26 protein-coding genes and 2 pseudogenes are annotated in these 23,877 nt (G+C 70.9%); 12 read left to right on the top strand and 16 right to left on the bottom strand.

The window, feature by feature from the left end:
* Positions 1-47 precede the first annotated feature (47 nt).
* On the top strand, positions 48-623 hold the full coding sequence (locus ACFWA7_RS19330) for a hypothetical protein (protein WP_385824060.1): 576 nt from the start codon (positions 48-50) through the stop codon (positions 621-623).
* Positions 624-653: 30 nt separating this feature from the next.
* On the opposite strand, the gene ACFWA7_RS19325 is transcribed toward ACFWA7_RS19330, so the two are convergent.
* Together ACFWA7_RS19325 and ACFWA7_RS19320 are read right to left on the bottom strand one after the other, a co-directional pair.
* Complete coding sequence (locus ACFWA7_RS19325) at positions 654-1,190, bottom strand: cysteine hydrolase family protein (RefSeq protein ID WP_385824058.1); 537 nt, start codon at positions 1,188-1,190, stop codon at positions 654-656.
* 1,009 nt (positions 1,191-2,199) lie between these two features.
* The gene (locus ACFWA7_RS19320) at positions 2,200-2,556 is read right to left on the bottom strand and encodes a DUF6479 family protein (protein ID WP_385534613.1); all 357 of its coding nucleotides are present in this window, start codon (positions 2,554-2,556) and stop codon (positions 2,200-2,202) included.
* A 170-nt stretch (positions 2,557-2,726) separates the two neighbouring features.
* Here ACFWA7_RS19320 and ACFWA7_RS19315 point away from each other — a divergent pair, with 170 nt between their 5' ends.
* Both ACFWA7_RS19315 and ACFWA7_RS19310 read left to right on the top strand, forming a co-directional pair.
* Positions 2,727-3,155: a diguanylate cyclase gene (locus ACFWA7_RS19315; RefSeq protein WP_385824056.1), complete on the top strand. Its 429-nt coding sequence runs from the start codon at positions 2,727-2,729 to the stop codon at positions 3,153-3,155.
* Between the two features lie 90 nt (positions 3,156-3,245).
* Complete coding sequence (locus tag ACFWA7_RS19310; protein WP_385824054.1) at positions 3,246-4,151, top strand: SMP-30/gluconolactonase/LRE family protein; 906 nt, start codon at positions 3,246-3,248, stop codon at positions 4,149-4,151.
* A 28-nt stretch (positions 4,152-4,179) separates the two neighbouring features.
* On the opposite strand, the gene ACFWA7_RS19305 is transcribed toward ACFWA7_RS19310, so the two are convergent.
* Entirely contained in the window at positions 4,180-4,704 is a 525-nt protein-coding gene (locus ACFWA7_RS19305) for a hypothetical protein (RefSeq protein ID WP_385824052.1), read from the bottom strand.
* A 545-nt stretch (positions 4,705-5,249) separates the two neighbouring features.
* On the opposite strand from ACFWA7_RS19305, the gene ACFWA7_RS19300 reads away from it, so the two are divergent.
* Positions 5,250-5,807, top strand: coding sequence for a hemerythrin domain-containing protein (locus ACFWA7_RS19300; protein ID WP_385534605.1), 558 nt, complete (start codon positions 5,250-5,252; stop codon positions 5,805-5,807).
* Positions 5,808-6,197: 390 nt separating this feature from the next.
* Here the strand turns inward: ACFWA7_RS19300 and ACFWA7_RS19295 are convergent, their stop codons facing one another.
* Positions 6,198-7,289: a glutamate--cysteine ligase gene (locus tag ACFWA7_RS19295; RefSeq protein WP_385824050.1), complete on the bottom strand. Its 1,092-nt coding sequence runs from the start codon at positions 7,287-7,289 to the stop codon at positions 6,198-6,200.
* 172 nt (positions 7,290-7,461) lie between these two features.
* Here ACFWA7_RS19295 and ACFWA7_RS19290 point away from each other — a divergent pair.
* The 3 genes and pseudogenes from ACFWA7_RS19290 to ACFWA7_RS19280 all read left to right on the top strand — a co-directional run bounded on the left by ACFWA7_RS19290 (position 7,462) and on the right by ACFWA7_RS19280 (position 10,170).
* Positions 7,462-8,987, top strand: a pseudogene (locus ACFWA7_RS19290) (FAD-dependent oxidoreductase).
* Between the two features lie 137 nt (positions 8,988-9,124).
* A complete protein-coding gene (locus ACFWA7_RS19285; protein ID WP_385534600.1) occupies positions 9,125-9,451 on the top strand; it encodes a plasmid stabilization protein in 327 nt (108 codons plus the stop codon).
* A 239-nt stretch (positions 9,452-9,690) separates the two neighbouring features.
* Positions 9,691-10,170: a hemerythrin domain-containing protein gene (locus ACFWA7_RS19280; RefSeq protein WP_385824048.1), complete on the top strand. Its 480-nt coding sequence runs from the start codon at positions 9,691-9,693 to the stop codon at positions 10,168-10,170.
* A gap of 52 nt (positions 10,171-10,222) precedes the next feature.
* Here the strand turns inward: ACFWA7_RS19280 and ACFWA7_RS19275 are convergent, their stop codons facing one another.
* Complete coding sequence (locus ACFWA7_RS19275; RefSeq protein WP_385824046.1) at positions 10,223-11,458, bottom strand: MFS transporter; 1,236 nt, start codon at positions 11,456-11,458, stop codon at positions 10,223-10,225.
* 540 nt (positions 11,459-11,998) lie between these two features.
* On the opposite strand from ACFWA7_RS19275, the gene ACFWA7_RS19270 reads away from it, so the two are divergent.
* Positions 11,999-12,427: a MarR family winged helix-turn-helix transcriptional regulator gene (locus tag ACFWA7_RS19270; RefSeq protein ID WP_385824044.1), complete on the top strand. Its 429-nt coding sequence runs from the start codon at positions 11,999-12,001 to the stop codon at positions 12,425-12,427.
* On the opposite strand, the gene ACFWA7_RS19265 is transcribed toward ACFWA7_RS19270, so the two are convergent.
* The 7 genes and pseudogenes from ACFWA7_RS19265 to ACFWA7_RS19235 form a co-directional block, all read right to left on the bottom strand.
* Positions 12,380-13,084 (bottom strand): class I SAM-dependent methyltransferase, encoded by a 705-nt coding sequence (locus ACFWA7_RS19265; protein ID WP_385534592.1) that lies wholly within the window; start codon positions 13,082-13,084, stop codon positions 12,380-12,382. The two genes, ACFWA7_RS19270 and ACFWA7_RS19265, sit on opposite strands and share 48 nt — an antisense overlap.
* 421 nt (positions 13,085-13,505) lie before the next feature.
* A complete protein-coding gene (locus ACFWA7_RS19260; RefSeq protein ID WP_385534590.1) occupies positions 13,506-13,961 on the bottom strand; it encodes an ASCH domain-containing protein in 456 nt (151 codons plus the stop codon).
* Between the two features lie 336 nt (positions 13,962-14,297).
* On the bottom strand, positions 14,298-14,453 hold the full coding sequence (locus ACFWA7_RS19255; protein ID WP_385824041.1) for a hypothetical protein: 156 nt from the start codon (positions 14,451-14,453) through the stop codon (positions 14,298-14,300).
* 283 nt (positions 14,454-14,736) lie between these two features.
* Positions 14,737-15,129 carry a hypothetical protein gene (locus ACFWA7_RS19250; RefSeq protein ID WP_385534586.1) on the bottom strand — a complete coding sequence of 131 codons (393 nt, stop codon included), beginning with the start codon at positions 15,127-15,129 and terminating at the stop codon, positions 14,737-14,739.
* Positions 15,122-15,985, bottom strand: coding sequence for a heavy metal-binding domain-containing protein (locus ACFWA7_RS19245; RefSeq protein ID WP_385824039.1), 864 nt, complete (start codon positions 15,983-15,985; stop codon positions 15,122-15,124). The genes ACFWA7_RS19250 and ACFWA7_RS19245 overlap by 8 nt, the downstream gene beginning before the upstream one ends.
* Position 15,986: 1 nt before the next feature.
* Positions 15,987-16,865: a heavy metal-binding domain-containing protein gene (locus tag ACFWA7_RS19240; protein WP_385534582.1), complete on the bottom strand. Its 879-nt coding sequence runs from the start codon at positions 16,863-16,865 to the stop codon at positions 15,987-15,989.
* A 38-nt stretch (positions 16,866-16,903) separates the two neighbouring features.
* A pseudogene (locus ACFWA7_RS19235) lies at positions 16,904-17,176 on the bottom strand (ComEA family DNA-binding protein); the annotation flags it as partial.
* Positions 17,177-17,664: 488 nt separating this feature from the next.
* On the opposite strand from ACFWA7_RS19235, the gene ACFWA7_RS19230 reads away from it, so the two are divergent.
* Entirely contained in the window at positions 17,665-17,994 is a 330-nt protein-coding gene (locus tag ACFWA7_RS19230; protein ID WP_385824037.1) for a hypothetical protein, read from the top strand.
* A gap of 175 nt (positions 17,995-18,169) precedes the next feature.
* Here the strand turns inward: ACFWA7_RS19230 and ACFWA7_RS19225 are convergent, their stop codons facing one another.
* Both ACFWA7_RS19225 and ACFWA7_RS19220 read right to left on the bottom strand, forming a co-directional pair.
* The gene (locus ACFWA7_RS19225) at positions 18,170-18,931 is read right to left on the bottom strand and encodes a hypothetical protein (RefSeq protein ID WP_385824035.1); all 762 of its coding nucleotides are present in this window, start codon (positions 18,929-18,931) and stop codon (positions 18,170-18,172) included.
* A 1,484-nt stretch (positions 18,932-20,415) separates the two neighbouring features.
* Positions 20,416-21,165: a maleylpyruvate isomerase family mycothiol-dependent enzyme gene (locus ACFWA7_RS19220; RefSeq protein WP_385824033.1), complete on the bottom strand. Its 750-nt coding sequence runs from the start codon at positions 21,163-21,165 to the stop codon at positions 20,416-20,418.
* 39 nt (positions 21,166-21,204) lie between these two features.
* Between ACFWA7_RS19220 and ACFWA7_RS19215 the strand changes: the two genes are divergently transcribed.
* The 3 genes from ACFWA7_RS19215 to ACFWA7_RS19205 all read left to right on the top strand — a co-directional run bounded on the left by ACFWA7_RS19215 (position 21,205) and on the right by ACFWA7_RS19205 (position 22,997).
* A complete protein-coding gene (locus tag ACFWA7_RS19215) occupies positions 21,205-22,113 on the top strand; it encodes a MerR family transcriptional regulator (RefSeq protein ID WP_385824031.1) in 909 nt (302 codons plus the stop codon).
* A 48-nt stretch (positions 22,114-22,161) separates the two neighbouring features.
* The gene (locus ACFWA7_RS19210; RefSeq protein ID WP_385534572.1) at positions 22,162-22,302 is read left to right on the top strand and encodes a hypothetical protein; all 141 of its coding nucleotides are present in this window, start codon (positions 22,162-22,164) and stop codon (positions 22,300-22,302) included.
* A gap of 68 nt (positions 22,303-22,370) precedes the next feature.
* Entirely contained in the window at positions 22,371-22,997 is a 627-nt protein-coding gene (locus ACFWA7_RS19205; protein WP_385824029.1) for a glycoside hydrolase family 9 protein, read from the top strand.
* A 51-nt stretch (positions 22,998-23,048) separates the two neighbouring features.
* Here the strand turns inward: ACFWA7_RS19205 and ACFWA7_RS19200 are convergent, their stop codons facing one another.
* Both ACFWA7_RS19200 and ACFWA7_RS19195 read right to left on the bottom strand, forming a co-directional pair.
* Complete coding sequence (locus tag ACFWA7_RS19200; RefSeq protein WP_385824088.1) at positions 23,049-23,435, bottom strand: hypothetical protein; 387 nt, start codon at positions 23,433-23,435, stop codon at positions 23,049-23,051.
* A complete protein-coding gene (locus ACFWA7_RS19195; RefSeq protein ID WP_385824027.1) occupies positions 23,344-23,868 on the bottom strand; it encodes a helix-turn-helix domain-containing protein in 525 nt (174 codons plus the stop codon). Before ACFWA7_RS19195 ends, ACFWA7_RS19200 begins: the two co-directional genes overlap by 92 nt.
* Between the last annotated feature and the right edge of the window lie 9 nt (positions 23,869-23,877).

Raw genomic sequence — 23,877 nt, 5'->3', positions numbered from 1 at the left:
CCGGGTGCTCCGGCGGCGGTGCTGGGAAGGGGCGGTCCGCCGCGGAGTTGCTGCGTGACGCGAACAGCACGATGGGCCGGCTGCGGGCGGTGACCATCGACACCAGAACCACCGGCGGTGCCGGTGGCGCCTCCTCAACCCATCTGACGACCGACCCCAAGCACGCGTGCGCGGCCACGACCACGTGGACCTCGGGCGCCGAGTTCGGGCAGATCCGGATCGGCGACACCGATGACGTCCGCCCGAACGGCGCATACCTCAAGGCAGCGGGTCACACGATGAGAGGTGCGCAGCGCCAGTCCCGGTGGGTGAAGTCCCCCACCAGTGACGCGCAGCCCGGGGACGGACTCGTCGAGTGCACCCGGGAGTTCGCCTCCTTCGGCGAAGCGCAGCAGGGCGATCCGGCCGAGGTCGACGGTAGCCGCGCGACTCAGACCCTGGTGACGGACGCGGCGGACAAGGGCGGCACGTACACCTTCTTCATCGCCGCCGAGGGCAAGCCGTACGTCCTCAAGGTCCTCTACAAGGGGGCCGCGCACCAGAGCACCACGTCGTACAGCGCTTTCGACAAGCCCGTGGAGGTACGGGCTCCGGCGGCGGCCGAAGTGCTGGACCTGGGCTGAGGATCGTCGTTCAGTCGCACGCCGCGTGGCTCAGAACCTGAGCTCATCGGTGACCAGGATCTCGGCGGCCATGTTGCGTTCCATCATCCGCAGGGCCGCCTCGGACAGGTCGGCGTGGATGTGGGCGACGGCATCGCGGGGAACGGTCACCTTGAGGTGCCGGATGTGGGCGTCCAGCGCCGAGTACAGCACACACTGTTCCGTGACTTGTCCGCACAGGATGAGGCGGTCGACCCCCAGCTGCCCCAGGAGGTAGCCGAGCGGGGTCTCGTAGAAGATGGAATGCCGCGCCTTGACCACGAAGAGCGACTCCTCATCGGGCTTGAGCGGCTGTACGAGGTCGGCGTGCGGGCCGGCGAGGGCCGTCTCCACGATCTCGCCGTGGTGGGATCTCCACTGACCGAAGTTGTCATTGGCGTAGATGACAGGGACGTCGTGGCGGCGCGCCAGGTCCAGCAGGCTCACCACGGCGGGCACGGCCGCGCGGGCGGAGGGAAGCAGTAGATCGGCGTCGTCGTGGTCATAGGTGTTGATCATGTCGATGACGATGACTGCGGTCCTGGCCATGGTTCCTACCTTGCATCCGCACGGCCCCGTCGCGCCTGTTGGCGGGCGGCACGCGCTCCGCCCGCAGCCGGGTACGCACAGCGGGCAGGGGAGCGGGGCAGGTGTGAGACTGCCTCGAAGGAGGTGGTGGTCGATCGTGGGCGGCGACGGTGCGGGCGACGGCTGGGGCGAGTGGTTCCTTGAGGAGCTGATCGCCCAGGCGCACACTGCGACGCCGATGGACGTCCCCGCGCTGGTGAACCGCTGTGCCGAGGCGTTCGGCCTCAAGGAGATCGTCATCCGTCCGACCGACCTCCAACAGCGGCGGCTCGTCCCGCTCACCGAGGGGTTGCCGCCGCTGGACATCGACTCCCTCCCTGGCCGGCTGGTGCTACCGGACGGTCTCGCTGCGGATCGAGGAGCTGGAGACCGGCGCGCTGTGCGTGTGGCTGCCGGTGGTCGACGGGGCGGAACGGCTCGGCGTGCTCGGAGTCCACTCGGCATCCATGAACGCCAGGCGCCTGCGGCTGCTGCCGGATGCCGACGGGCATCCTCGCCATGGCCATCACCTCGAAGCGGGCCTACAGCGACAGCTTTGCCCGCCGCGCCCGTAGCGAGCCCATGCGACTGCCCGCCGAGATACCGCGCGTCCGTCTGCCGCCCCGCACCATCGGCAACACACGCGTCGTCTCCGCCGCCGTACTCGAACCGGCGTACGAGATCGGCGGTGACGCCCTCGACCCCTCACTCACCCAGTCCACGCCGCACGCGGCGAGCCTCGACGCCATGGGCCACAATCTCGCGTCCGCCCTGACGGCCTCGGTCGCCCTGGCGGCCTGCCGCAACGCACGCCGCGCGGGGGGCCGGGCTGCTCGACCTCGTCGAGACGATCGACCAGTCACTCGCCCCGTGGTTGCCCGATCAGTACTGCACGGGCATCCTCAGCCGGCTCGACCTCGCCTCGGGGGTCTGAACAGGTGTCCTGCGAGGTGACGTGACGGCCCCAGACAGCGGGGTTGCTGGACAGGCCTCAGCCGGACGGGTCGGTGCTGCCGGACGGCCCGTCAGGGCCGTGGCTCGCAGAGTGGTGGGGCCGGTCCGCAGATGGGCGGGTGCCCTGGTTGCCGAAGCCCCTGAGCCGGTGCGGGGTAAGACGCTTGTGGGAGCGGGGCACCTCGGCGGGCTCGCGCTGCTCTACGACCTGGCCTACGGGTCCGCCCTCGGGCAGTCGCGGCTGTTCCTCGGGGCGCGGCACCCGCGACCGTCGGCGCAGCCCCCGCCAGACGGCGCCGACCAGCAGCCCGACCAGCACGAGGCCGACCAGGAAGGGCACGACGCCCACCACGAGTCCGTGGTTCACGGCCAGTTCCACGCGGAAATCGCTCATGTCTCGTGGGTACCCGCCGAGCCCGCTCGAAACGGGTATGCCTCCTGCCGGTCCGGCAGAAGGTTCCTGCTGTACGGAGTGCTGCCCCTGTGGGTGGCGCCCGGGCTCGCCGACTGGTGGATGCACCGGCGCACCCGGATCGAGGACACCTCGGGTGCCCACGAGTCGCGGTGCACGCGCTGATGATGACCGAGGCGGGTGTCCCGGTCGCCGTGGGGCTGCTGGCGAAGATCAACCCGCTGGTCCTCTCGGTGATGGGCGGCGCCGCGGTCGCGCACGGCGCCACCGCGCCGTACGACGTGAGCTTCGCGACCGGCCGGCGCGAGGTCCGCCCGATCGAACAGCACATACACAGCTTCCTGGAGGTGCTCCCGCTGACGGCGATGGCATTCGCCGCCTGTCTGCACCCGGAGGCCGTCCGCGACACCCTGCGGGGCGGTCGCGGCCCCGACGACTGGAAGCTGCTGCCCAAGGAGAGGCCGCTGCCCGCGCGCTATCTGGCCGCCCTGGCCGCGACCATCAGCCTCGGCGTGGCCCTTCCCTACGCCGAGGAGATGAAGCGCTGCCTGCGGGCACGCCGCACCCGGCGCGCCGCGTGAGGCGCGGCCAGGCGGAAGGGGCAGCGTGTGCGGCCCCCACCCCGTTACCGCCGCTGAGGCTCGTCGCTGGGCGGCACGGGCCCCGAGGACGTGGTCTTCGACGGTTCCGGCCGCTTGCTGACCGGGGTCGAGGACGGCCGCATCCTGCGCATCGCCCCTCCCGGGCCGGGCGGGCCCGAGCGCCCCGCCGGAGTCGTGGAGGCCGGACGGACGGGCGGGCGGCCCCTCGGCCTCGAAGTCCTGCCCGACGGGCGCCTGTTGGTGTGCGACGCGGAGCGCGGCCTGCTGCGGCTCGATCCGGACGGCAAGCAGGGCGTCGAGGTGCTGGCCGACTCGGTGGCAGGGGCGCCCCTGCGGTTCTGCAGCAACGCCGTCGCGGCGTCGGACGGCACGGTCTACTTCACGGTGTCCAGCCGCCGCCACGGCCTCGACGACTGGCTGTCCGACATCGTGGAGCACCAGCCCACGGGTCTGCTGGCGCGGCTGGTGCCCGGCGGCGATGCCGAAGTGCTCCTGGACGGGCTCCAGTTCGCCAACGGGGTGGCGCTCGCGCCCGACGAGTCGTTCGTGACGGTGGCCGAGACCGGCGCGCGGCGGCTGGCCCGGCTGTGGCTGACCGGCCCCGACGCGGGCTGCCACGACACGCCGGCCGACGATCTGCCGGGCTCCCCCGACAACATGTCCCGCAGCCCCGGCGGCGGATTCTGGGTGGCGCTTGCCAGCCCGCGCACGCCCCCGCTGGAGTGGCTGCACCGGGCCGCACCCCGGGTGCGCCGGGCGGTGGCGGCCGCGGCCCGGCGTCTGCCGCCCCCGCCGGCCCTTGGCGGCGCCCGTGTGGCCGAGGTGGACACGCACGGCAGGGTGGTGCGCGAACTGCGGGGACGCGGGTACCGGATGGTGACCGGTGTGGCCGAGTACGAGGGGCGGCTGGCTCTGGGCAGTCTCCAGGAGGATGCCGTGGCCTGGTGCGACCTCAGCGAGCGTCCGTCGCGCTGACGCGGTGGGGCCGGGCCGGGGGCCCGTGTCAGGCGACGGCGTCTTCGCTCTCCAGCACGCCCAGCAGACTCAGAAGCTGCGGGCGGTGCAGGGCGGCGACGGGCTCCAGCAGGTCGGGGTGGCGCAGCAGGACCGCGGCATCGGTATCCCGTACGTTCGGGCAGGTCAGGCGCTGGAGCCCGCCCGCCGCTGCCGGGGCGTGCTCGGCGTTGGTCAGAGCGTGATCGGCGGCCGCGTCGGCCAGGGCGGGGTCGGCGAGCAGGCAGGCGGCCCAGCTGACGACGGTCTCGTCGGCCCAGGTCCGCCAGGCGCTGTCGGCGGTGTCCGCGACGGCTCCGGTGAGCCAGTCCAGGCGGTCGGCTCCGCTGGGCGCGAGCAGATGGAGCAGCCGCACGTCGAGGCTGGTGGGGAAGCGCAGAGCGGCGGCGAGGGCGCTCGCCTGCTGCGCCTGGGCTTCGGCCAGGGCCTGGTTGAGCGCTCCCGGGGGCGGCGGATAGGCGGCCAGGAGCCAGCGGGCGGAGGCGGATATGACGGGTGTCAGGTCGGTGGCCACGGCGATGGTGTCCTCGGGGCTGGCTCGCCCTGCCCGGTGTGGCCGGCTCCGCGAGCTGCGGTACGGGGCCGCGCTGCCCCGCTCATGGCCTGCCAGCCTACGGAAGTGCCGGTGCTCTTTCCATGACCCGCGTCACGGCCCCACTCGTCACCGCGCCCGCGCGGACCGACACCCCTCGTCAGCTCGTCAGTAGGGGAGAGGGCGCCCGCCGGGCGTGCGAAGGTCCAGCGGCGGCCTGGGCGCCTGGGCCTGCGGCCGTTTGATGAGGACTTGTCGCATCGCGATCACCACCTGAACTGGACCGGATCCCCGGTCCACCGGGTCTACCCGGATTCGGAGGGTGTCTACCCCGAATCCGGGAGGGAAGTCATACGGCGGCGCGGTGGCGGGGCAAGGCACTTCTCGGCGGCCGACGCCCGCAGAGGCGAAGGGTGTGCGGTGGCGCTGGGGGCGGGGTGTGGTGAGGATCGAGGCGGGAACCCGTACTGCTCGGCCGCCCCGGCGGGCAGCCGAGCACCCGACAAGCACACGAGGAAAGGCATCCCATGGGACACGGCGGGAACGTCATCGCGGAGCTGAAGGCCGACCACCGCGAGGTGGAGGAGATGTTCGACAAGATCCAGGCGCTGCCTCCGGGTGACGAGAAGCGCAAGGAGGTCGCGGACCAGTTCACCATCGAGCTCGTGCGCCACTCCGTGGCGGAGGAGATGTACCTCTACCCCGCGGTGCGCGAGCACGTGCCCGGTGGCGACGCCATCGCCGACCGGGAGCTCAAGGACCATGCCACCGTCGAGCAGCTCCTCAAGGACCTGGAGAAGGCCTCGGTGGGCGACGTCGGCTTCGACGCCCTGGTCGCACAGGTGATCGCCGAGGTCAGCACGCACGTGGCCGACGAGGAGGAAAACCTCTTCCCGGCTCTGGCCGATGCCTGCTCGGCCGAGCAGCTCAACGACCTCGGTGACAAGATCCGTATGGCGAAGAAGGTGGCGCCCACCCGCCCGCACCCCAGCGCCCCCGACACCCCGCCCGGCAACAAGCTCCTCGCCCCCGGTGTCGGACTCGTCGACCGCGCCCGCGACTTCGTCACCGGCCGGGGCAAGTAGCCCTGCCCCTCCACCACCGCCCCCGACACGCCCGTAGCGGCCTCGGGGGCGGTGCCGCTTCCGCGCCCGGCCACCCGCGCTTCCGGGGTTGGTCCGCCGACCGGCGGGCACTCGGTGGAGGACTGAACGCCGCTGAGAAGCGGGAGGTGGCAGCTGTGGATGGCAGCGGGCTCTCGGAATACGAGCGGCGCGTCCTCGACGAAATCGAAGCGAGCCTGCGCGGCGGCGGGAGGCCGACGAGCCGCCGGATCCGAACGGCATGCCGCGCCGGATCCCCTCGTGCAGCAGCGCGTTGAGCAGTGCATTCGTCCCGACGCGGGGCGCCAGATGAACGTCGGCACGCGCCGGGCCACCATGGTGGGGCGCGGGTCGACGCACAGCAGACTGGGTTCAGGCCTCGATGCTCTGTGTGATCAGGTCGAGGACCGCCGGGAAACCACCGGCCGCGAATGCCTGGTTCTGGCGGTCCGCTCCGGTCCCCTGGCGCAGGAGCCGGTGCAGAAGGGCATTGACCTCCCGGGTGTCACCCAACGCCTCCAGGGCGGGGCCGATGTGCCGGTCGAGCATGCTCAGTACGTCGCCACAGCTCGTCAGACGGCCCAGCGGGTCGCTCAGCATACCGGCCATGCCGTGCCGGGCAGCCCGCCATGTGACGGCCTGCAGGAGTTCCGCGGAGCACTCCGGTACGGGCTCGCCGTCCTTCTCGTCGCGGATCGCGGTGGCCACCAAAGCGCGTACGATCCCGGCCAGCAGGACCGCGTCGTCCACGCGCAACTGGACGTCCGGACACCGAACTTCGACCGTGGGGTAGTTCTCGGACAGCCGGGCATGCCAGTACAACTGGCCCTTGTCCCGCACGGCCCCCGCAGCGAGGAGCGCCTCCGTGCGGTTCTCGTAGTCGTCGAGGTCGGTGAAGCGCGGCGGGGGCCCGCTGACCGGCCAGCGGCTGAACACCATGGTGCGCCAGCTGGAGAATCCGGTGTCGTGGCCGTGCCACAGCGGCGAGTTGGCCGACATGGCGAGCAGCGTCGGCAGCCAGACCCGGATCCGGTTGAGCACACCGACACCCATCTCGCGGTCCGGCACTCCCACGTGTACATGCATCCCGTTGATCAGCTGCTCGTCGACCAACTGCCCGGCGTCGGTGTGCATGGCCAGATACCGGGGACGGTCGGTGACAGGCACCGGGGTCGTGCCCACGACTGGAGCGGCCCCGACGGCCGCCAGCCGACAGCCCAGACTTTCCGCAGCGGCCCCGACAGCGTGCCGCAGACGCAGCAGATGGCCGCCCGCCTCCTCCAACGCCAGACAGATCGGGGTCGCGACCTCCACCTGCGCCTGGAGCAGCTCGCACTGCATCTCTCGCTCATCGACGGTCCGTCCCAGACCGGCGGCGGCACGCACCTCCTCGGAACGGGGGACCGGCAAGCCGGTCACGGGGTCCACCAGCAGATATTCTTCTTCGACCCCAAATGTGAGCATGACCTGCGGGTACCCGGTCCATGCCGCCTGAACCGGCGTGGCCGTTTCCTTCTCGACAACTGGGTTGTCGGAAATTCGGACGAGCCCCTTGCGCGCACAGGCGCAGAGCCCATCGGCCGGTGAAGCCGCCCGAGCAACGCTTCGGCGGAGGTGGGCGGGGCACCCGGTGGCCATGAACACATACGTAGGCGATCAGGGGTCGTATTGGATGGAGACGGCGCCCCCGGGGCACCTCGTGCAGGGCTGGACGCCGATGTGACGGTGGACGTCGCGGTGATCGGGGCGGTGATCGCCGGGCTGAGCACGGCCTGGGAGCTGGCCCGCGACGGGCACAGCGTGGCCGTGCTGGAAGCCGGCCGGATCGCCGCGGGAGTCACCGGCCACACCACCGCCAAACTGAGCGCCCTGCACACACTCATCTACGACCGGCTGCGCCGCAGTCGTGGCGCTGACGCCGCCAGGCTGTACGCGCAGTCGCAGACCGAGGCCATCCGGCACGCCCGGGCGATCACGGACGAGCTGGGCATCGACTGCGACTGGGAGGACACCGCGGCCCATACCTTCGCCCGGGATCCGAAAAACGTCGCGGAACTGCGCGATGAGGCGGAGGCCGCCCGGGAAGCGGGGCTGCCCGCCGAGTATGTGACCGAGACGGGTCTGCCCTTCTCCGTGGCGGGCGCGGTCCGTGTCACCGAGCAGGCCCAGTTCCATCCCCGCAAGTACCTGCTGGCGCTCGCCGACGACCTGGTCCGGCAGGGCGCGCTGATCTTCGAGCGGACCCGCGTCGTCGGGCTCAAGGAGGGCGAGCCCTGCCAGGTGACGACGGAGGCGGGTGCGACGGTGACCGCCTCCGAAGTCGTGGTGGCCACGCACTACCCGATCTTCGACCGCGCACTGCTGTTCACCCGGCTCTCCCCGCGGCGCGAACTCGTCGTGGCGGCGCCCGTCCCGTCCGGCGCCGCGCCGCGCGACATGTTCATCACGCGCGAGCACAACACCCGTTCGCTGCGCACCGCCCCGTACAAGGACGGACAACGGCTGCTGATCGTCACCGGCGAGCACTTCGCGCCGGGCACCGGCGATGCGGGCAAGGGTTTCGAGCGCCTCGCCGACTGGGCCACCGAACACTTCGGACCGCTCACCTTCACCCACCGCTGGGCCACCCAGGACAACGACTCCACCGACTCCGTACCGCTCATCGGCCCGCTCCACACCGGCAGCCGTCACACCTACGTGGCGACCGGTTTCGGGGGCTGGGGTATGAGCGGTGGCATCATGGCGGGCCAACTCCTGGCAAAGCTGATCGGGGGCCAGAGCCCGGCGTGGAGCGGCCTGTACGACCCGCGGCGGCTGGGCTCGGTAGTGCGCGAGGCACCCACCTTCCTCCAGCATCAGGCGCACGTGGCCCGGCACTTCGTCGGCGACCGGCTGACGGCGCGGTCCGCCGGGTCCGTGGACGACATCGCCCCCGGGGACGGCGCCCTGGTCCGCGTCGACGGGCACCGGTGCGCGGTCTACCGCGACGAAGAAGGAGAGGTCCACGCGCTCTCGGCGCGCTGTACGCATCTGGGCTGCCTGGTGGCCTTCAACCACGCGGAACGAGCCTGGGAGTGCCCTTGCCACGGCTCGCGATTCGACCCCACGGGAAAGATCCTCCAGGGCCCGGCCACCCGGCCGCTTGAGCGACGCGACCTCTGACGGGCCCCTCCTGTCTCCTCCCGGGGCCCGTCGGCGGCCGAACCTCACTGGCCCCCGCCCGATTGCGGAGCCGGTGCCAACAGCGCAAGGTGAAAGTAAGTAAGCAAACAGTCACCCAGAGTAGCTGAGGAGTTCTCATGCCTCGTGGATCCAGCCCGAAGCAGGAACGCCAGTACGAGCACATCAAGGAGAGCGCCGAGCAGCGCGGCGAGAGCACGAAGCGGGCGAAGGGGATCGCCGCCCGCACGGTCAACAAGGAGCGTGCGCGCTCCGGTGAGTCGAGGACCGCCGGCAAGAGCTCCACGCAGGACATGTCGTCCTCCAGGCGCGGCGGCCGGCGCTCGCACAGTGGCTCCGAGGGGCCGACGTACGACCAGCTCTACTCCGAGGCGCGGCGCCGCAGCATCCACGGCCGGTCCGACATGAACAAGGCCCAGCTCAAGCGCGCACTTGGCAGCAAGTGACGGAGTGCGGCTGTTGCCGGATCCGAGGTCCGGGAACCTGATCGCCCGATCCCGCGCCCTGGTGTGTCCGCCGCGGCAGGGGCGTGCGCGACCGGACCGTCATCCACCTGCCGGGCCGCGGCAACTATCCGTGAACGCGCAACGACGGACGAGCACCCCGAAAGCCCGGCGCATGATCGTCGGGTTTGTCGGGTATGGGGCTGGCACGGAAGTGAGTCCTGTGCCTCAGGGAGCTGCCCATGTCCACCGATGCGATCGTGATGCTGAGGGAAGGCCACAAGGAGATCAGGCGGCTGATCCGCTCCTACCGGGTCGAGCGGAATGCCGAGGCCGTGGAGCCCTTCTTGCGCGCACTGACCGTGTACACGTACATCGAGCGGGAGGGGATGTATCCGCGCGTCTGCGTCCTGGTTCCGGAGACCGAGCCGGACATCTTGCGTTTCGTGGAGGAGCACCACATCGCGGACGTCCTGGCGGCTGAGCTGTACGACATGCGCCCTGACGACGTTGCCTTCGACGCCAAGGCCCGCTTGCTGATGGACATCGTCGAACGGCACATGGACGCCGAGGACGACAGGTGGTTCCCGCGTGTACGGGCCGCCGTCGGCCGCAGGGAACTGCAGGAGATCGGCGCCTGGATGATGAGGCTCGCCGAGCGTGCTCCTCAGCACCCGCATCGCCCTTCCCCGCAGCAGATGTGGGACACCGTGGCCGCCTGACAGTCCCAGCTGAGCGGCACCGAAGTTCGGCGTGCGCTCGGCTGCCGTCGCACTACGGGTTCTGGTTCGCCGGGCGAGCCGATGGCGGCTCGGCCGGCTGCTGCTGTTCGTGTCGGCCGGCCAGTGCGGCCGAGAAGCGCGCGCGGGCGACCGGCCCGACGAGTGCCACGGGCAGGGTCACGGCGGCGGCGATCGCGAAGAGCGTGCCGAAGTGCTTGTCGTCCGCCAGCCCGCTCACCAGGAACGTGCTGAGGGCGGCCCCGGTGTACACGGCGCTGGCCACCAGCGAGGTGGCGATGCCGCGTACTTGGGGCGGCGCGACCTCCGTTCCCCAGGTCTGCACGATGGACTGGACCAACGCGAAGGCGAGTCCGGACAGAACGCTGCCCGCCAGCACGGTGACCATCGACTGGGCCGGCACGCAGACCAGATAGCCCACACCGAGCAGTACGCTGCCCACGCCGAAGTGGGTCGCCGCCGACACCCGGTCGCCCAGGGTGCGCACCGCCACGCCGCCTGCCACCGCGGCCAGGCCGTAGCTGCCGGTGACGAGACCGGCGTACACGACGCTGTGCCCTCCCGACTGCAGCGCGGTGTTGAAGAAGTTGAAGAAGCCCAGCATGGCCGCGCCCTCGAAGAGCGCGAAGACCACGAGGAAGCGGAACCAGCCGATACGGAAGACCATGCCGAGCCGGGCCTTGACGCTCGTGCCGCTGGGCGCCGGGGCGGAGGCTTCCGGCAGGCGGTTGAAGGCGAGGGCGAGCAGCGGTGCGCAGATCGCGACCAGCAGGATCGCCGCGCGCCAGCTCCACAGGTGGGTGAACACACCGGCGATCACGGTCGCGCCGGCCGTGCCGACCGCCCCGGCCGCCAGGACGCTCGCCACGGTTCGCTGCCGCTGGCCGAAGGGCAGCCGGTCGCCCACGTACGCCACCATCACCGGCAGCAGGGCGGCCGCCGACGCGCCCGCGAGTGCGCGTCCGAGGATGAGCACGCCCAAGTTGGGGGCGAGAGCGGACACCACGTCGGCGACACACATGCTGAACAGGGCCGCTCGCATGACCCGTACGCGCCCGTACACGTCGGAGACGAGGCCGTGGACGGGCTGCATCAGGCCGAACAGCAACAGGTAGGCGGTGAGCGCGATGGTGACGGAGGAGACACTGACCCCCAGGCCCTTGGACGCGGGCAGCAGCAGTGGGGTGATCACGATCCGGTCGAAGTTGCCGAGGAAGGATCCGGCGTAGATCAGCCGCATGTCCTGGGCGTCGTTGGCGTGCTTGTTCATGCTGTTCCCTCCGGCCAGGCGGCCTGCTGACGGGCTGTGGCTGCCTACGCCCTTGCCTCCATGACTGTCCCGGAAGGGCAGATTAATCAATGGAGCTGATAGTCAGAGGCCCTGATGGGTCAGTATGGGACTGTCCGACGGAATCGTCAACGCGGGGCCGGGCCTCCGAGCCCCAACTGCTCGACGCGAGGGTTCAGTTGAGGGAACCGGCAAGGTGCCCGGCTGGTCACGGGTGCGCCTGCGCGAGGTACCCCCGGCTCGGGTCGAAGGGCGCTTCCATCGCAGCGCTCGATCGGGCGCGCGGCTTCGATGGCGCAGGCCACCACGCCATCACGCCCTCCGTTGAAGGCTTGACGGGTCACGGCAGCATTGATGTTCTGTCTAAAAGACAGTCAGTGTCACTGTCAGATCCGAAGCGTGAGGGAACGCCGGTCGGGCCGTCAAGTGCTCTGGGGCAGACCGTGCGCCACTCCTGGCGTTCGCTGGAGGGGAGCCGGAAGAATGACGGTGAGCGGGGAACTCGGCGTGGAGGATCGGCCTTTGTTCGAAGGGCTTCAGCAGTGGCACGGCTTCCTGTTGCGCAAAGCCGCCCAGGCGGTGACGGGACACGCCGAACGGGACTTGTGCCCCCTGCAGGTGACGATGCGTCAATTCGGCGTCCTGAGCGTCGTCGAGGCCGAGCCGGGGCTGAACCAGCGGGCCGTGGGCTGCAAGCTCCGGATCGACCGCACGACCATCGTCGCCCTGGTCGACAAGCTGGAGGGGGCGGGGCTGATGGAGCGCAGGCGCGGCCCCGACCGCCGGACCTCGGCGCTGCATCTGACCGAACGGGGTAGCGCACGGCTGCGGGAGGCGCGGGAGGTGCTGACCGAGGTCCATCAGGAGTTCCTCAGCCCTCTGTCCACCGAGGAGCGTGAGGCCCTACGAAGTCTCCTGATGCGTCTCGTGGCGCGGCAGCCCGGCCTCTGAGAGTGGCAGGCCCGGTTGGCCGGCGGTAGCGCGACCGGCCCTGATCACGGTGGCGTACGACTCGCGCTCGCCCGACGCGGTGGTGACGGTGTGGACCACTCGCTCGGCCCGTTCGATGCGCAGATCCGGCAGTTCGGCGGAGAGGCGCTCCGGGGTGAACATCCGCTCCGCGTCGGAGGGGCCTTCGAGGCCCCTGCCGAGGTTGTCGAGATGGTGCCCCACGACGACCAGCCGTCCGCCCGGAGCCAGCGCCTTGGCCGCACGGGCCAGCAGCGCGGCTCGCTGCGGCGGCTCGGTGTGCACGTACGCGATGAGGATGAGGCCGAAGGCGCCCTGCCGCGGCTCGTAGGAATCCAGATCCGCGAGGACGGTCGTCACATCCAGTTCCTCGGCCGCGGCCTGTCGGCGGGTGCGCTCCAGGGCCGTCGCTGAGAAGTCCACGGCTGTCACCCGCCAACCGCGGCGGGCGAGCCACAGTGCGTGGCGTCCGGCACCCGCGCCGAGGTCGAGGGCCAGGCGCTGCGGCGTGTTCGCCCCGGCGGATGTGTCCGGCGGTACGAGTGCGAGCTCCGCGACCGCCAGCGGATGGGGGACGCGTGTCCAGCCGATGTCGCCATGGGTGTACCGACGGTCCCAGAACTCCGCCGAATCCGTCATCTGCGCTCGTACCTCCGCATGTTGGGAAGAGCCCTGAGCAATTTGACAGGAGGATAGATTATCACCAGCCCTGCCCCCACCGGTGAGCAGCGGTGGGAGTCTCCCCTCGCCCTCGTGTCCGGTGCGCCGGCTGGGGTGGCCGGCGGCGTGGTGCACTGCACCACCTTCAGCTCGTCAGTACCTTTGTGCGACTGCACGCGGTGCCGGTATGGGCGCCGACGCTCTCCCGGGGCGGCCAGTCGCTCGTGCCACCAGCACGCCGTCACCTTGAGCGCTCGCCGATGGGTGTGGCTCGTACCGCGAACTCGGCTTCGTACGCGCTGGAATGGATGCCCGCACCAGGCAACGGGCCCCGGGCGGCGGCTGATCACGGCGTTCCGGCGTCTCGCGCCAGGTCGAGCAGGCAGTGGTGAACGGATGGTCAAGCAGCCGGGCGAAGGTCGGCGATGAGGCGGAAGCGTTCCAGAACCACCAAGGTCGCGTCGTCCACGGTGAATTCCGGGTCTTCCAACGCTGCGCGCGTCTCGTCGCTGTGCCAGAACCGCTCGTGGTTCGCCCGCCACTCGGCGATGCTGGTGTCGCCTTCCCCCTCATCCACCACGTGAGCGAAATCCACCTGCGCAAGCGGTTCGACACGCACGCCGGTGACCTCGATGACCGCGACCGGACGGTCGTCCGAGTCGACGACCACCGCACGGCTCCCGATGGCCGGCAGCGGCTCCCCTTCATGCTCGTAGGCGATCACGAGTCCGGTGGTCGAGGTCTTGGAACCACTGAGGATGGCCGCGACGAGCCGGTCACGCAGCGGGCCGGGGAAGGCGAACTCGGCCCGGGGCAGCGAGGCGATGTCATCGGGAGAGGCGGCGTCAGTGGTCATACGGTCACAGTAGCGACCCGCTTGCTCAAACCGGCAGCAATATCGGGCAGGGCGACGGACGGACAAGGGGAGCGGCTGAGGGGCGACCGCGCAGGGGTTGGCTGGGCTCCCTCCCGCACGTCCTGCCTCGCCCTGATCTGCTGAGCGGAGTCTGGAGTCCGGACGTGTCGACTTCGGTTGACCTTCTGTCCACTCCGATGGTCAGCCCAAGACATGGACACCAGTACCGACGGTGACCAGATACCCGCCGCTGCGGTCCCCGGCTCCTTGAGGCGCTCCTCGCAGGCGACGGCCCTGTGCATCGTGCTCTGCGGGCACAGATCCCGCATCTGCGGATCACTGGGCAGTGCACCTGCCTGCGCCGGCATCGACCTCGGCGTGGACGAGACGGCAGTACCCGCGGCAACCGTCACCGGGAAGCCCGTCGTCGCCGAGGCCGATGTCCTCGACGCTGACGGGCAGCCCGTCGGCGGCGTGCTGGTTCTCACTCACGCCGGCTACCTGTCGTACCTGTCGTACCTGTCGTACCTGTCGTACCTGTCGTATCTGGAGACCTACACCTGGCTGGAGGAGCAGATCGCCCGGCTCCCATCTCCAGAGCGACTTTCCCGACGGCGACGGCCAAACCGGATCAGAGCAGGGGCAAGGGCGAGGGCAGGCAGGAGAGAGGCAGGAGAGAGACCATTCACACCCCGCTGTCCGAACTGTCCGAGGAAACCGTCGGGACATGGCCCACCGGACAGGCCCAGGCGATGTCCGAAGAGGTCGGCAACCGTCAGGCCAGGAAGCGCTCGACGGCCTCGCGGGCACGGGCATTCGAGGTCGCAGCGTCAGCCAGAGCCTGGGCCAGGACATCGATCCACTCGTCCAGGCCCACGTGGCGCCGTGAGAGCACGATGCCCCGCACCTCGTGGCCGATCTCGCCGGCCACCCGACCCCCATCCATCCGCAGCCGGAGCCGCTGCTCCCCGAGCGCGACGTCCAGTTCGGCGACCGAACCCTCGCGCCCGGCCACCCTTTCCGCGACGGAACGCCTGCGCTTGACCCGCACAGCGCCGGGCGGCAGTGAGTCCGCCAGGTTGGCCGACAGCACCTTGGCGTAAAGGTTCAGGTCCGCGCTGTCCTGGCGCAGCGCCGCAGCCAGGAGTTCCACTTCCCTCTCAGGCATCGAGGCTCAGCACCATGGTCGGCCGCTCGATGATGTGGTCGTCGCGAATCGGGCGCACCGCTGTCCCGATGGCGAAGAACTCGGTGGTGTGCGTCCCCCAGTTGTGCGAGTGCTGCCTCAGCTGGACGGCCACGATCCCCTCGGCCTCCAGGGCATTGCCCTCCGCCTGCATGCGGCTCATCGCCAGCTCGCGTGCATCGTAGAGTGCCTGGGTGAACGGCTCGATCTCGACATTGCGGCCTGTGCTGCTCAGCACTTGAGCGAAGCGCTGGTGCGCCACGTGGTAGACGCACGACCCCATGACCATGTCCAGCGGCGCGTAACCGGCCCGGATCAGCGTCCAGAAATCCTGGCCGGACAGGTCCGAGGTGAACGGCTTGCCCTTGTTGTTGAGCCAGGTCCCGCCCGGTCCCGGGTCCGCACCGTCCGCCTTCACCGCCGTGCCGATCGCGATGAACTCGGCGATGTCCGAGCCGAATTCCTTGAACTCGATGTCCAGTCGCACCCCCACGATCCCGTCCGCCCCCAGAGCGCTCGCCTCCGCCTCCATCCGGCCCATCGCCAGCTCGCGCGCGTGGTACATGGCCTGTGACAGCTTGGTCAGCTCCTGGTTCTTCGACCACCGGCCGAGCTGGAGGCCGACGTGGTAGACCGAGGAGCCGAGGACCAGGCCGAGCGGGCGGAAGCCGACCTCGCGCACCAGCAGGAACTCGTTCACCGTCAGGTCCGAGGTGAAGAGCGAGCCCTTCTCCCCCGGCTGGAGCTGCGCCAGCCGCCGCATCGCGTCCTCGGGCACGCCCTCCGCCGCCGGCTGCGTGGCTCTCCCGGGCAGTTCCTGCCCCGTTCGCTCGGTCATGTCAGCGCTCGCGCTCCAGTCTCATGATGGTCAGTGGCCTGGGCCCGGCGGGCCGCTCGGAGTGGCCGAACCGGGCGATGGAGGTGCCGACGAGGACAGCCTCCGCGCTGAGGTCGCGCGAGTACCCGTAGGTGGGGCACTCGCTCTCACGCACCCTCAGCTCCATCCCGTCCACCACCACTCCGTCCCCGCCGTGCTTCGCCGCATCCAAGGCCAGTTGTTTCCGGGCATCGTGGCGGACGAGACTGATCAGCCGGGTATAGCCGTCGACCTCCTGGTTCCCGGCGGTCCAGCGGATGCGGCGGGAGGTGCGCCAGTCGTCGTGCCGGGTCTCAAGGGCGATACCGAAGGCGAGTCCGGTGGGAACCCATCCGCCGTGCAGGAGCTTGGCGAAGTCCTGGCCGCTCAGGTGCGACGTGAAGGGCAGGCGCGGCCGGATGCGCGAACGGGCCCGGACCGCGGTGCCCAGCGCGGTGAACTCCAGGCCCCCCGCCGGAAATCCGCCGACCCGCAGCTTCACCCCGACGATCCCGTCGCCGCCGAGCGTGCGGCACTCGGCCACCGCGCGGGACAGCGCCAGCCTGCGCACCGCGTACATCGCCTTCACCAACTGCGCGAACGACGACGTCCACACCGAGGACGGCGGCACCTTCCTGCCGTCCTCGACCGACCATGCGCCCGGGCAGCCCCAGACGCCGGTGGACCCGATGTTGAAGACGGCCGTGCCGAGCACCTGCCCGACCGGCTCGAACCCGACACCCTTGACCGCCGCGAACTCCTCGGACGACAGCGCCGAATCCCAGGTGTTACCGGCTGCCCGGCGCTCTGCCGTCCCGTCGGCAGCGGCCCCCGGCAGACCGGCGTCTCGTCGGTGTGTCATCGACTCCCGTGCCCTCGACCCTCTCGGCTCACCGCGGATCACCGCGTCATCCGGCAGCGTATGTCATCGGGGGGATCAGCGAAACGGTGATCACGAATCCAACGGCTCTGCCCGTCTTGGCTCTTGGGTACGAATTCGCCGTCGCCGCCATGCGTCGCTGGGCGGACGCCTCCCGCCAGTTGCCCCAGCCTCGCGAGCGCCGACGGTGACATGCCCGGGACGCGCATGAGCTCCTCGACCGCTTCGAAGAACCCGTGCGCTTCGCGGTAGGCGATGATGCTCTCCGCGAGGGCGGGCTCGACGCCGGGAAGCGCCGCGAGTGTCTTTCGCGGTGGTGGTGTTCAGATCGACGAGCTCAGCCATGACGGATCCTCGTGGGCGCTGCGGGCGAAACGCGGCGGCCGACATTCCGCCATGGGCATCGAAATCGCCCCGGCCGGCCCTTGCGAGCCGGAGTGCTCCCTTTGGCCCATCGGACGCCTGAGCCCAGCCCTGCCGCGTCGCACGAGGGACGGTAGGAGACCCAGATCTTGCCCGAGCCGGGGGTTTCCGAGGGCGTTGAGCCCACCTGATGTGCGTGCGGCGCAATCCGCTGCGGATGGCGAGCGCGGCCATTGTCCGGCGGACAGAGACTCGATGTCCGCAGCCGAGCTGCGGTTTCCCGGCTTCTTGTGGACGGACAAACAGGCCGACAGAAAGCTGGGAGATCCAGCGCGGCGGCCCTCACTCCTACGGCCGGTCTCGGAGCGAGCCCGCTCGTGCCTCATCACACTCACGTCCATGGAAGGAAGGGATTCGTATGCGTCTCCGAAGGTTGATGGCAACGGGCGCGATCGCCGCCACCCTCGCGGTCAGCGGCCTCGCCGTCTCCGCCGCGCCGTCCCTCGCAGCCACCTCGACGGCTTCGATGAACTGCTCGGATCCGCGCTATCTCCAAGGCAGCGCAGGCCACCACGGCGTGGAACTGCGTTGCTTCGACGCGCGTTTCCGTGTCGTGGCGACCTGTCAGACCTTCGACCACCGCATTACCTACACGCATTACGGCACCATCGTGGCCCCCGGCGGAACCTCCATCGTGTGGTGCGACCTCGGCGCAAACGTGGTCGCCCCCCTCTGGGAATATGTCTGAGCCGTGACGGTGTAGGGCACCCGGAAGCGCCCGTTCACCCGTCTGCAATCCCCGTCGCCCGTGGACGACGGGGATTGCCGGGCGCGCGGAAGACCTGGCGCCCGGTACTCAGCAGGCCGCGCCCGGTGGGGGCTCAGCGGGCCTCGCGCGACCGCGCGGCGCGGCGGCGGTTGCCTCAGCCGGCCACCACGAGCGAGCGGACGGGCCCTCCGATGCGCCGCCACTCCGTACCCTGCCATTCCCAGACCGTCGTACTCTCTCTGTCCAGCCGGTAAGCACGGTCCGCGCGGGCTCCGAACCCCGCACCGGCCTCACCGATCCGTGCCCACGCGCCCTCGCGGTAGCGCCACAGCCCGCCGTCGGTCTCGTTGGTGGCGTACAGATCCGCGGGGCCCGCGTAGAGGGCACCCGCAGGCCCACCGACGGCACTCCACACGCCTGCTTCGCCGCTCCAGCGGAACACGCCGCTGCGTTCGGGGTTGAGGCCGTACAGATGGTGGTCGCTCACCACGAAGTCGGCACCGGCTCCGCCTGCGTACGTCCACACATCCCCCCTTCCCCCGTACGCGAATATCCTGCCGTCGACGGGGTCCGTGGCGAAGAGCCCCGCCCCGCCGCCGTACAGCCTCCCCGCGGGGCCGCCGATCCGTGTCCACGTCCCGAGTTCCCGGTTCCACCGGTGGACCGCGCTGTGGCCCTGGGCCAGGCGGTACAGCTGAGTACCACTCGTGGCGAAGGCGGCGGCACGCTCGCTGACGGTCTCCCAGCTGCCGGGCACCCCGCTGTATCCCCGGAGTTCACCGGTCTTCGGGTCCGTGGCGAAGACTCCGGCCGGACCGGCGTACAGCTCCTTGGCCGGTCCGCCGATCCGCAGCCACGCGGTGCCCGTCCCGCTCCACTGCAGGACCGCGCGGCCGTCGTGCGCTATGGCGTACACCCCGCTGCCCCTCGGCGCGGGGACCTCGGCGGGCAGCCGTGTCGTCTGTGGCGCCGGAAGGGAGGGTGCACGGCTGGGCGACGGTTCGGACGAGGGCGTGTTACGCGTGAGGGCCGAGGGCGGGGAAGGACTGGGTGCGGGTGCGGTCCCGCTTGGTCGAGACGATACGGGGGCGCCTGGCGAGGAAACCGTGTCGCGTCCTTCGGTGGACGCCGGCGGCAGCGGGCCGGGGGTGTGCGGTCCGGCTGCCGCACGCGGTGGCGGCATCACGTCCAGGCCTGTCGCCGCGGCCCCGAGGGCGACGATGGCGCATGCGAGCAGCAGAGCGCGGCGCCCCCATCCCGGCGACAACCAGCCCCGCCTCGGGGGCCCTTGGCGGGCGACGGCCGGCAGGCGCCGCCCGCCGGCCGTGCCGGTTGACCGCTGCACGACCTGCCCGGAGATGACCACCGCCTCGCACACCCGAGCCCCGGTGACATCGGCCTGGCCTAACCCGGCCCGTTGGCCGGGCAGGTTCCTGCGCCTGATGGCCACTTCGGCGTCAGTCCGGAAGAGGGGTGGCCCTTCGCCGCCACGTCGCACCAGCGGGTACGTGTGCCTCAGGAGGATCTCGGCCCGTGGCGGCCCGCCCGCTCCCTGCTCGGCACCCGGCCGCTCCTTGCGAGGCTGCTCCGCCGGTGCCCCGCCCTGAGGGTCCTTCCCCTCGCCATCGGCGGCGGACGGTGTCGGGGGCTGACCGCCCGGACCGTCCCCCTCCACATCCGGCCGTGTGCGCGCCGAGCCTTCCCCCTCCGGACGTGCCTCGGCCGCAGGTGGCGCGCTCGACGCCGACCGGCCACCCGCGCGGAGGAGTGCGTCGTCCAACTCGCTCTGCAGTCTGGCGGTCAACCCCAGCAGGGTGCGTACCAACCCCTCCGCCTCGGCCAGTTGGGCGCCGGTGTGCGGCCCGTCGTCCCGACTCTCGCTCGGCGTCCGGCCGGGCGGGGAAACCGGCGGGGCGCCCTCTCTCGCCATGCTGCCCCGTCCTGCTTCCGCCGCGCAGGCCGCGGCGTGCAGCCGCTTGGCACGGGCGAGCAGCTCCGTGCGGCTCCTGCTGTCGCGGACCCGGCCGCACACCACCCTCTCCAGAATCTCCCAGGGTATGGTCTTCGTCCCCGAGCGGTAGTCGCTCCAGCTCGTCTTGCCCGCGCCGTAGTACTTCGCCAACTCCCGGACCGTGCGCCCCTTCGTGATCTCCCGCAGGAAGACCGCCAGCGCGTTGGCCTCGACGGTCTCCCCCTTCGGCTCCCCTTGCAGACGTCCCGCTCTGCCCATCGCCACCCCTCCGCATCCATGGGTACACAGCCGGTGACCGGCCCCGATCACATCGAGCCTCAGCAGACCAGGTACCGGCCATGCCCTTCCAGCGGTTGTCAGACAAATCGCGTGGAGCCGTGACTCATTTATTCGAAGTCCCTTACCGCGCACGGTGCGAGGGCGCCTGCCTACAGGGCGGAATGGGCCAGCCAGTGGTCGAACAGCTGCCTGTCCCCGTCGATCGCCACACGCTGTGGCGGCAGGCGTCGCATCAGTACCAACAGCAGGTCCTGCACCGCAGCCGTCACGGTGGTGTCCGCCGCCCCCGGGCCCCGCCGCCATGACACCCCCGTCGGCGTGCGCGTGATCACCCACCCTTCGACCGACTCCTCGCGAGCCCGCAGCCCGATCGAGCCCGCACCCCGCAACGAAGCCACCGCGGGCTTCAGCGTCGCCATCACCGGTGAGGACAGCAGCTCCAGGAGCTGGGTCACGGCGTCGGCCGCGAGGTCGGTTTCGAGGGCGTACGGCACACCCGCCGACAACGCGGCATCGGCAGCGTGCACCGCTGTGTCGTGTGTGGCTTGCCGAAGCCAGAACGACGCCGGTGCCGGCCCGGCGACCGTCCACACCGGCGCGTCGGAGCCGGCCTCCCGCACGGCCTCGACGAGCTCCGAGGCGCCCGCGAGCAGCCAGGCCCGCCAGTCCTGCGGGGGCCGTGCTTCGTGCGGGTCGGGGATGGCACCGGGCGGGTCTCCGCGTACGATTCCCGCTGCCCAGCGCGGCGCCTGTCCGAGGTGTCCGACGAGGACCCGAAGCCGCCACCGCGGGCAAGTCGGTACGAAGGCGTCCCAGTCCGTGCCGTCCACGGCATCCGCGAACGCCGCGGTCTGTGCGAGCAGGCCCGAGGCCAGCCGCTCGATATGAGGCTGTGTCATGCGGCGTAGGGTAGGAACTCCACCCCGGTGGAGGTTCAAGTGCGCGAGGACACCCTGTCCATCGGCGAGCTCTCCCAGCGTACGGGCGTGCCCGTACGCACGATCCGCTTCTACTGCGACGAGGGTCTCCTGGAGCCTGTACGCAGCGCAGGTGGGCACCGCCGCTTCCGCGCGGAGGTGGTCCAGCGGCTGACGCTGCTGCGTCGGCTGCGAGCTCTCGGGCTCGGACTGGCGGCGATCGACACCGTACTCAGCGGCCGGCGATCCGTCGCCGAAGCCGCCGCGCAGGAACGCGCGAAGACCGACGCCGAGTTGACGGCACTGGCCTGGCGCCGCGCCTCGCTGCGCGCGGTCGAGCAGGCAGCACCGGCCGAGCGGGCACCGAGGCTGGAACTGCTGGCCGCGGTCGCCGACGGCGGGGCGGCCCGGCACACGCTGGAGGCGTTCTGGAGCCGCCTGGTCCTGCCCTCGTTGCCCGAGGACGGCGCCGCCATGGTCATCGCGGTCAGCGTTCCCGAGCTGCCCGGCGACCCCGCTCCCGAGCAGGTGGTCGCCTACGCCACACTGGTCGCGATAGTGCAGGACGAGCGGCTGCGGCAACAGTTCTGGGCGCGCACCCGCACGGGCGGAGAGTTCGTCGCCTATCAGAATGCCCTGCTCGAAGGGGGAGTTGGCGAAGCGTGCGAGCTCGCACGCCCTCTCGTGCGGGCGGGGCGGCAGCCGGGGCCCGGCCCCTTGCTCGACCGGTTCGTCGAGGCACACGCGGCCACCCAAGGCACACGCGACAGCCTGGCGTTCCGGCGCACCCTGGCACGCACCGGTGCGGTCGACCGGAGTCCGAGCCTGCACCGGTACTGGGAGCTCGTCGGCGACATCACGGGCGAGGACGTCACCACCGGTGAGGCACACTCCTGGTTGCTGGACTCGCTCCACCGCGCGGTGGGGTAGAGAGCACCGGGAGGGGTCGCCTCGCCCGCCCGACGGGCCGCAACGCATATGAAGGGAGCCTCCCAGTACGAGGATCTGGAACCCCTGGAAGACGACGAGACCGGGATGACCGTCGATGCGAGCCTGCCCGTCGAACGGATCGTCGCCGAGGTGCTGACTGAGCTGGCCCGGCGCACCCGAGGCCACTGAGACGATCCGCGTCAAGCGCGGACCTGCGTACGGGCGCGAGCTCCCCGGCCGGGCCGGGAGCCGACAGCGTGAGGCGGGGGAGTGGGCGCGGAAACACATCGCTTCGGACGCGCGCGGCACACTCGGCGTCGCCGAGGTCAGCGCCGTCGCCCACGCCGAGCTGCTGCGCCTCGCGCCGTCCGGCGCGGCCGTGGCGGATCTGCGGCGGCAGCTGTCGGACGGTGAGCGGCAGGCAGCCAAGTACCCGTTCCGGGCGGGCGCCGTCTACACGGATTTCGACGCGGTGCCGCACACCTTCGGTCTGGTCGCCACCGCCCGGCTGTACGCGAAGGCGACCGGCGGCCACCGCTACAACGTACGACGCCTTCGCCGAGCGTCAGCGCGGCTGGGCGCTGGGTTCCAACTCCTGGGGCACCGGTTTCATGGTCGGCGCGGGCGAGGCCTCTCCGCACGGCCCCGAGCACCAGGCGGCCAACCTGACCGGCACCCCCCTGCGCGGCGCGGTGGTCAACGGCGCGAACGCGGCGGCCAAGCTGTCCGAGCTCAATTTCTTCGACACGATGCGCCCCTGCTCGTATGGAACGGACACCTGGAAGCGCTTCGACGGCAAGGGTTCCCGCCATGTCGACCACGTCGGCGCGTGCCAGACGGTGGAGCCGGCCTCACCTCCACCGCGCTGCTTGCGTTCGCGCTGACGGCGGGGTGAGGGCGCTGCGAAGTCGTCTGTCGGGGTCGCTGGTGTGCCGTCACCGGCTCTGCCTGGCCACATATTCGTCGAGAGTCTGCAACGCGCCCCAGGCCCGGTCGAAAGTGGATGCGAAGTACGCCAGGCAGACGGGTCCTTCGATGCTGAACCCGGTGAGTTGTTGGCGGCCGGCTCCGGAAAAGGAGAGAAAGGTGACGGAGTCGTCTATGAGGGCGGTGTTGTGCCAGGCACAGGAGCTGTTCCAGGACATCACCCGTGCCTCGTAGGTATACACGTCCCTGACTTCTGCCTGGTGTTCTCGCAGCCAGGCCAGATAGGCCGGCGGCGGCACGCCGTCATGCTCCGGCACGCCGATGATGCGCCGGACGCTGGCGGACTCGCCGGCCTCCCTGGCCCACTGCAACACCGTCTCGTAGTAGGCGGCCACCTCCGGGTCGACCCACTGGCCGGGAGGATGGAGCCGTACGTAGGTGAGGCGGATCTCGTGTCGGGCCGCGCGGACACGGGTCGGCCGCGGCCCGGTAGAGGGCAGGAGGGTCCGGGTAGCAGACCATGTCGGCCTGTAGCGTCTGCGGGGTCCGCGGCGTCGGGTGCTTCAGCTCGTCCAGCTCGGTCCGGACGTCCCGCCAGAGTTCCTTCCACCGCGCCCAGTCGCCGCCCAGAGCGGTGACCAGCCGCCGGGTGACCGTCTCACTGGGCAGGCGGTGGCCATTGAGCGTTTCGGAGACCGTCGCCTGACTGCACTGCGCCCGCGCGGCGATCGTCTTGAGCTGAGGGTCTCCTGCGGCGATGCGCAGTCGTCGCAGCTCCGCGGCGAACCGCTGCACGGGCGGCAGCGCACCGCGTGGGTAGCCCTCCATGTTTCCCCC

Source organism: Streptomyces sp. NPDC059994 (assembly GCF_042737755.1).
In the GTDB taxonomy this organism is placed as follows: Bacteria; Actinomycetota; Actinomycetes; order Streptomycetales; family Streptomycetaceae; genus Streptomyces.
The sequence above is the reverse complement of the archived record's forward strand: the minus strand, read 5'-3'. Positions and strand labels throughout refer to the sequence as shown.

Bases quoted from the DNA above. Each gene is read 5' to 3' on its own strand.
- ACFWA7_RS19325 (WP_385824058.1), bottom strand. From the start codon at position 1,190: ATGGCCAGGACCGCAGTCATCGTCATCGACATGATCAACACCTATGAC.
- ACFWA7_RS19320 (WP_385534613.1), bottom strand. From the start codon at position 2,556: ATGAGCGATTTCCGCGTGGAACTGGCCGTGAACCACGGACTCGTGGTG.
- ACFWA7_RS19300 (WP_385534605.1), top strand. From the start codon at position 5,250: ATGGGACACGGCGGGAACGTCATCGCGGAGCTGAAGGCCGACCACCGC.
- ACFWA7_RS19295 (WP_385824050.1), bottom strand. From the start codon at position 7,289: ATGCTCACATTTGGGGTCGAAGAAGAATATCTGCTGGTGGACCCCGTG.
- ACFWA7_RS19285 (WP_385534600.1), top strand. From the start codon at position 9,125: ATGCCTCGTGGATCCAGCCCGAAGCAGGAACGCCAGTACGAGCACATC.
- ACFWA7_RS19280 (WP_385824048.1), top strand. From the start codon at position 9,691: ATGTCCACCGATGCGATCGTGATGCTGAGGGAAGGCCACAAGGAGATC.
- ACFWA7_RS19275 (WP_385824046.1), bottom strand. From the start codon at position 11,458: ATGAACAAGCACGCCAACGACGCCCAGGACATGCGGCTGATCTACGCC.
- ACFWA7_RS19265 (WP_385534592.1), bottom strand. From the start codon at position 13,084: ATGACGGATTCGGCGGAGTTCTGGGACCGTCGGTACACCCATGGCGAC.
- ACFWA7_RS19260 (WP_385534590.1), bottom strand. From the start codon at position 13,961: ATGACCACTGACGCCGCCTCTCCCGATGACATCGCCTCGCTGCCCCGG.
- ACFWA7_RS19250 (WP_385534586.1), bottom strand. From the start codon at position 15,129: ATGCCTGAGAGGGAAGTGGAACTCCTGGCTGCGGCGCTGCGCCAGGAC.
- ACFWA7_RS19245 (WP_385824039.1), bottom strand. From the start codon at position 15,985: ATGACCGAGCGAACGGGGCAGGAACTGCCCGGGAGAGCCACGCAGCCG.
- ACFWA7_RS19240 (WP_385534582.1), bottom strand. From the start codon at position 16,865: ATGACACACCGACGAGACGCCGGTCTGCCGGGGGCCGCTGCCGACGGG.
- ACFWA7_RS19230 (WP_385824037.1), top strand. From the start codon at position 17,665: ATGCGTCTCCGAAGGTTGATGGCAACGGGCGCGATCGCCGCCACCCTC.
- ACFWA7_RS19220 (WP_385824033.1), bottom strand. From the start codon at position 21,165: ATGACACAGCCTCATATCGAGCGGCTGGCCTCGGGCCTGCTCGCACAG.
- ACFWA7_RS19210 (WP_385534572.1), top strand. From the start codon at position 22,162: ATGAAGGGAGCCTCCCAGTACGAGGATCTGGAACCCCTGGAAGACGAC.
- ACFWA7_RS19195 (WP_385824027.1), bottom strand. From the start codon at position 23,868: ATGGAGGGCTACCCACGCGGTGCGCTGCCGCCCGTGCAGCGGTTCGCC.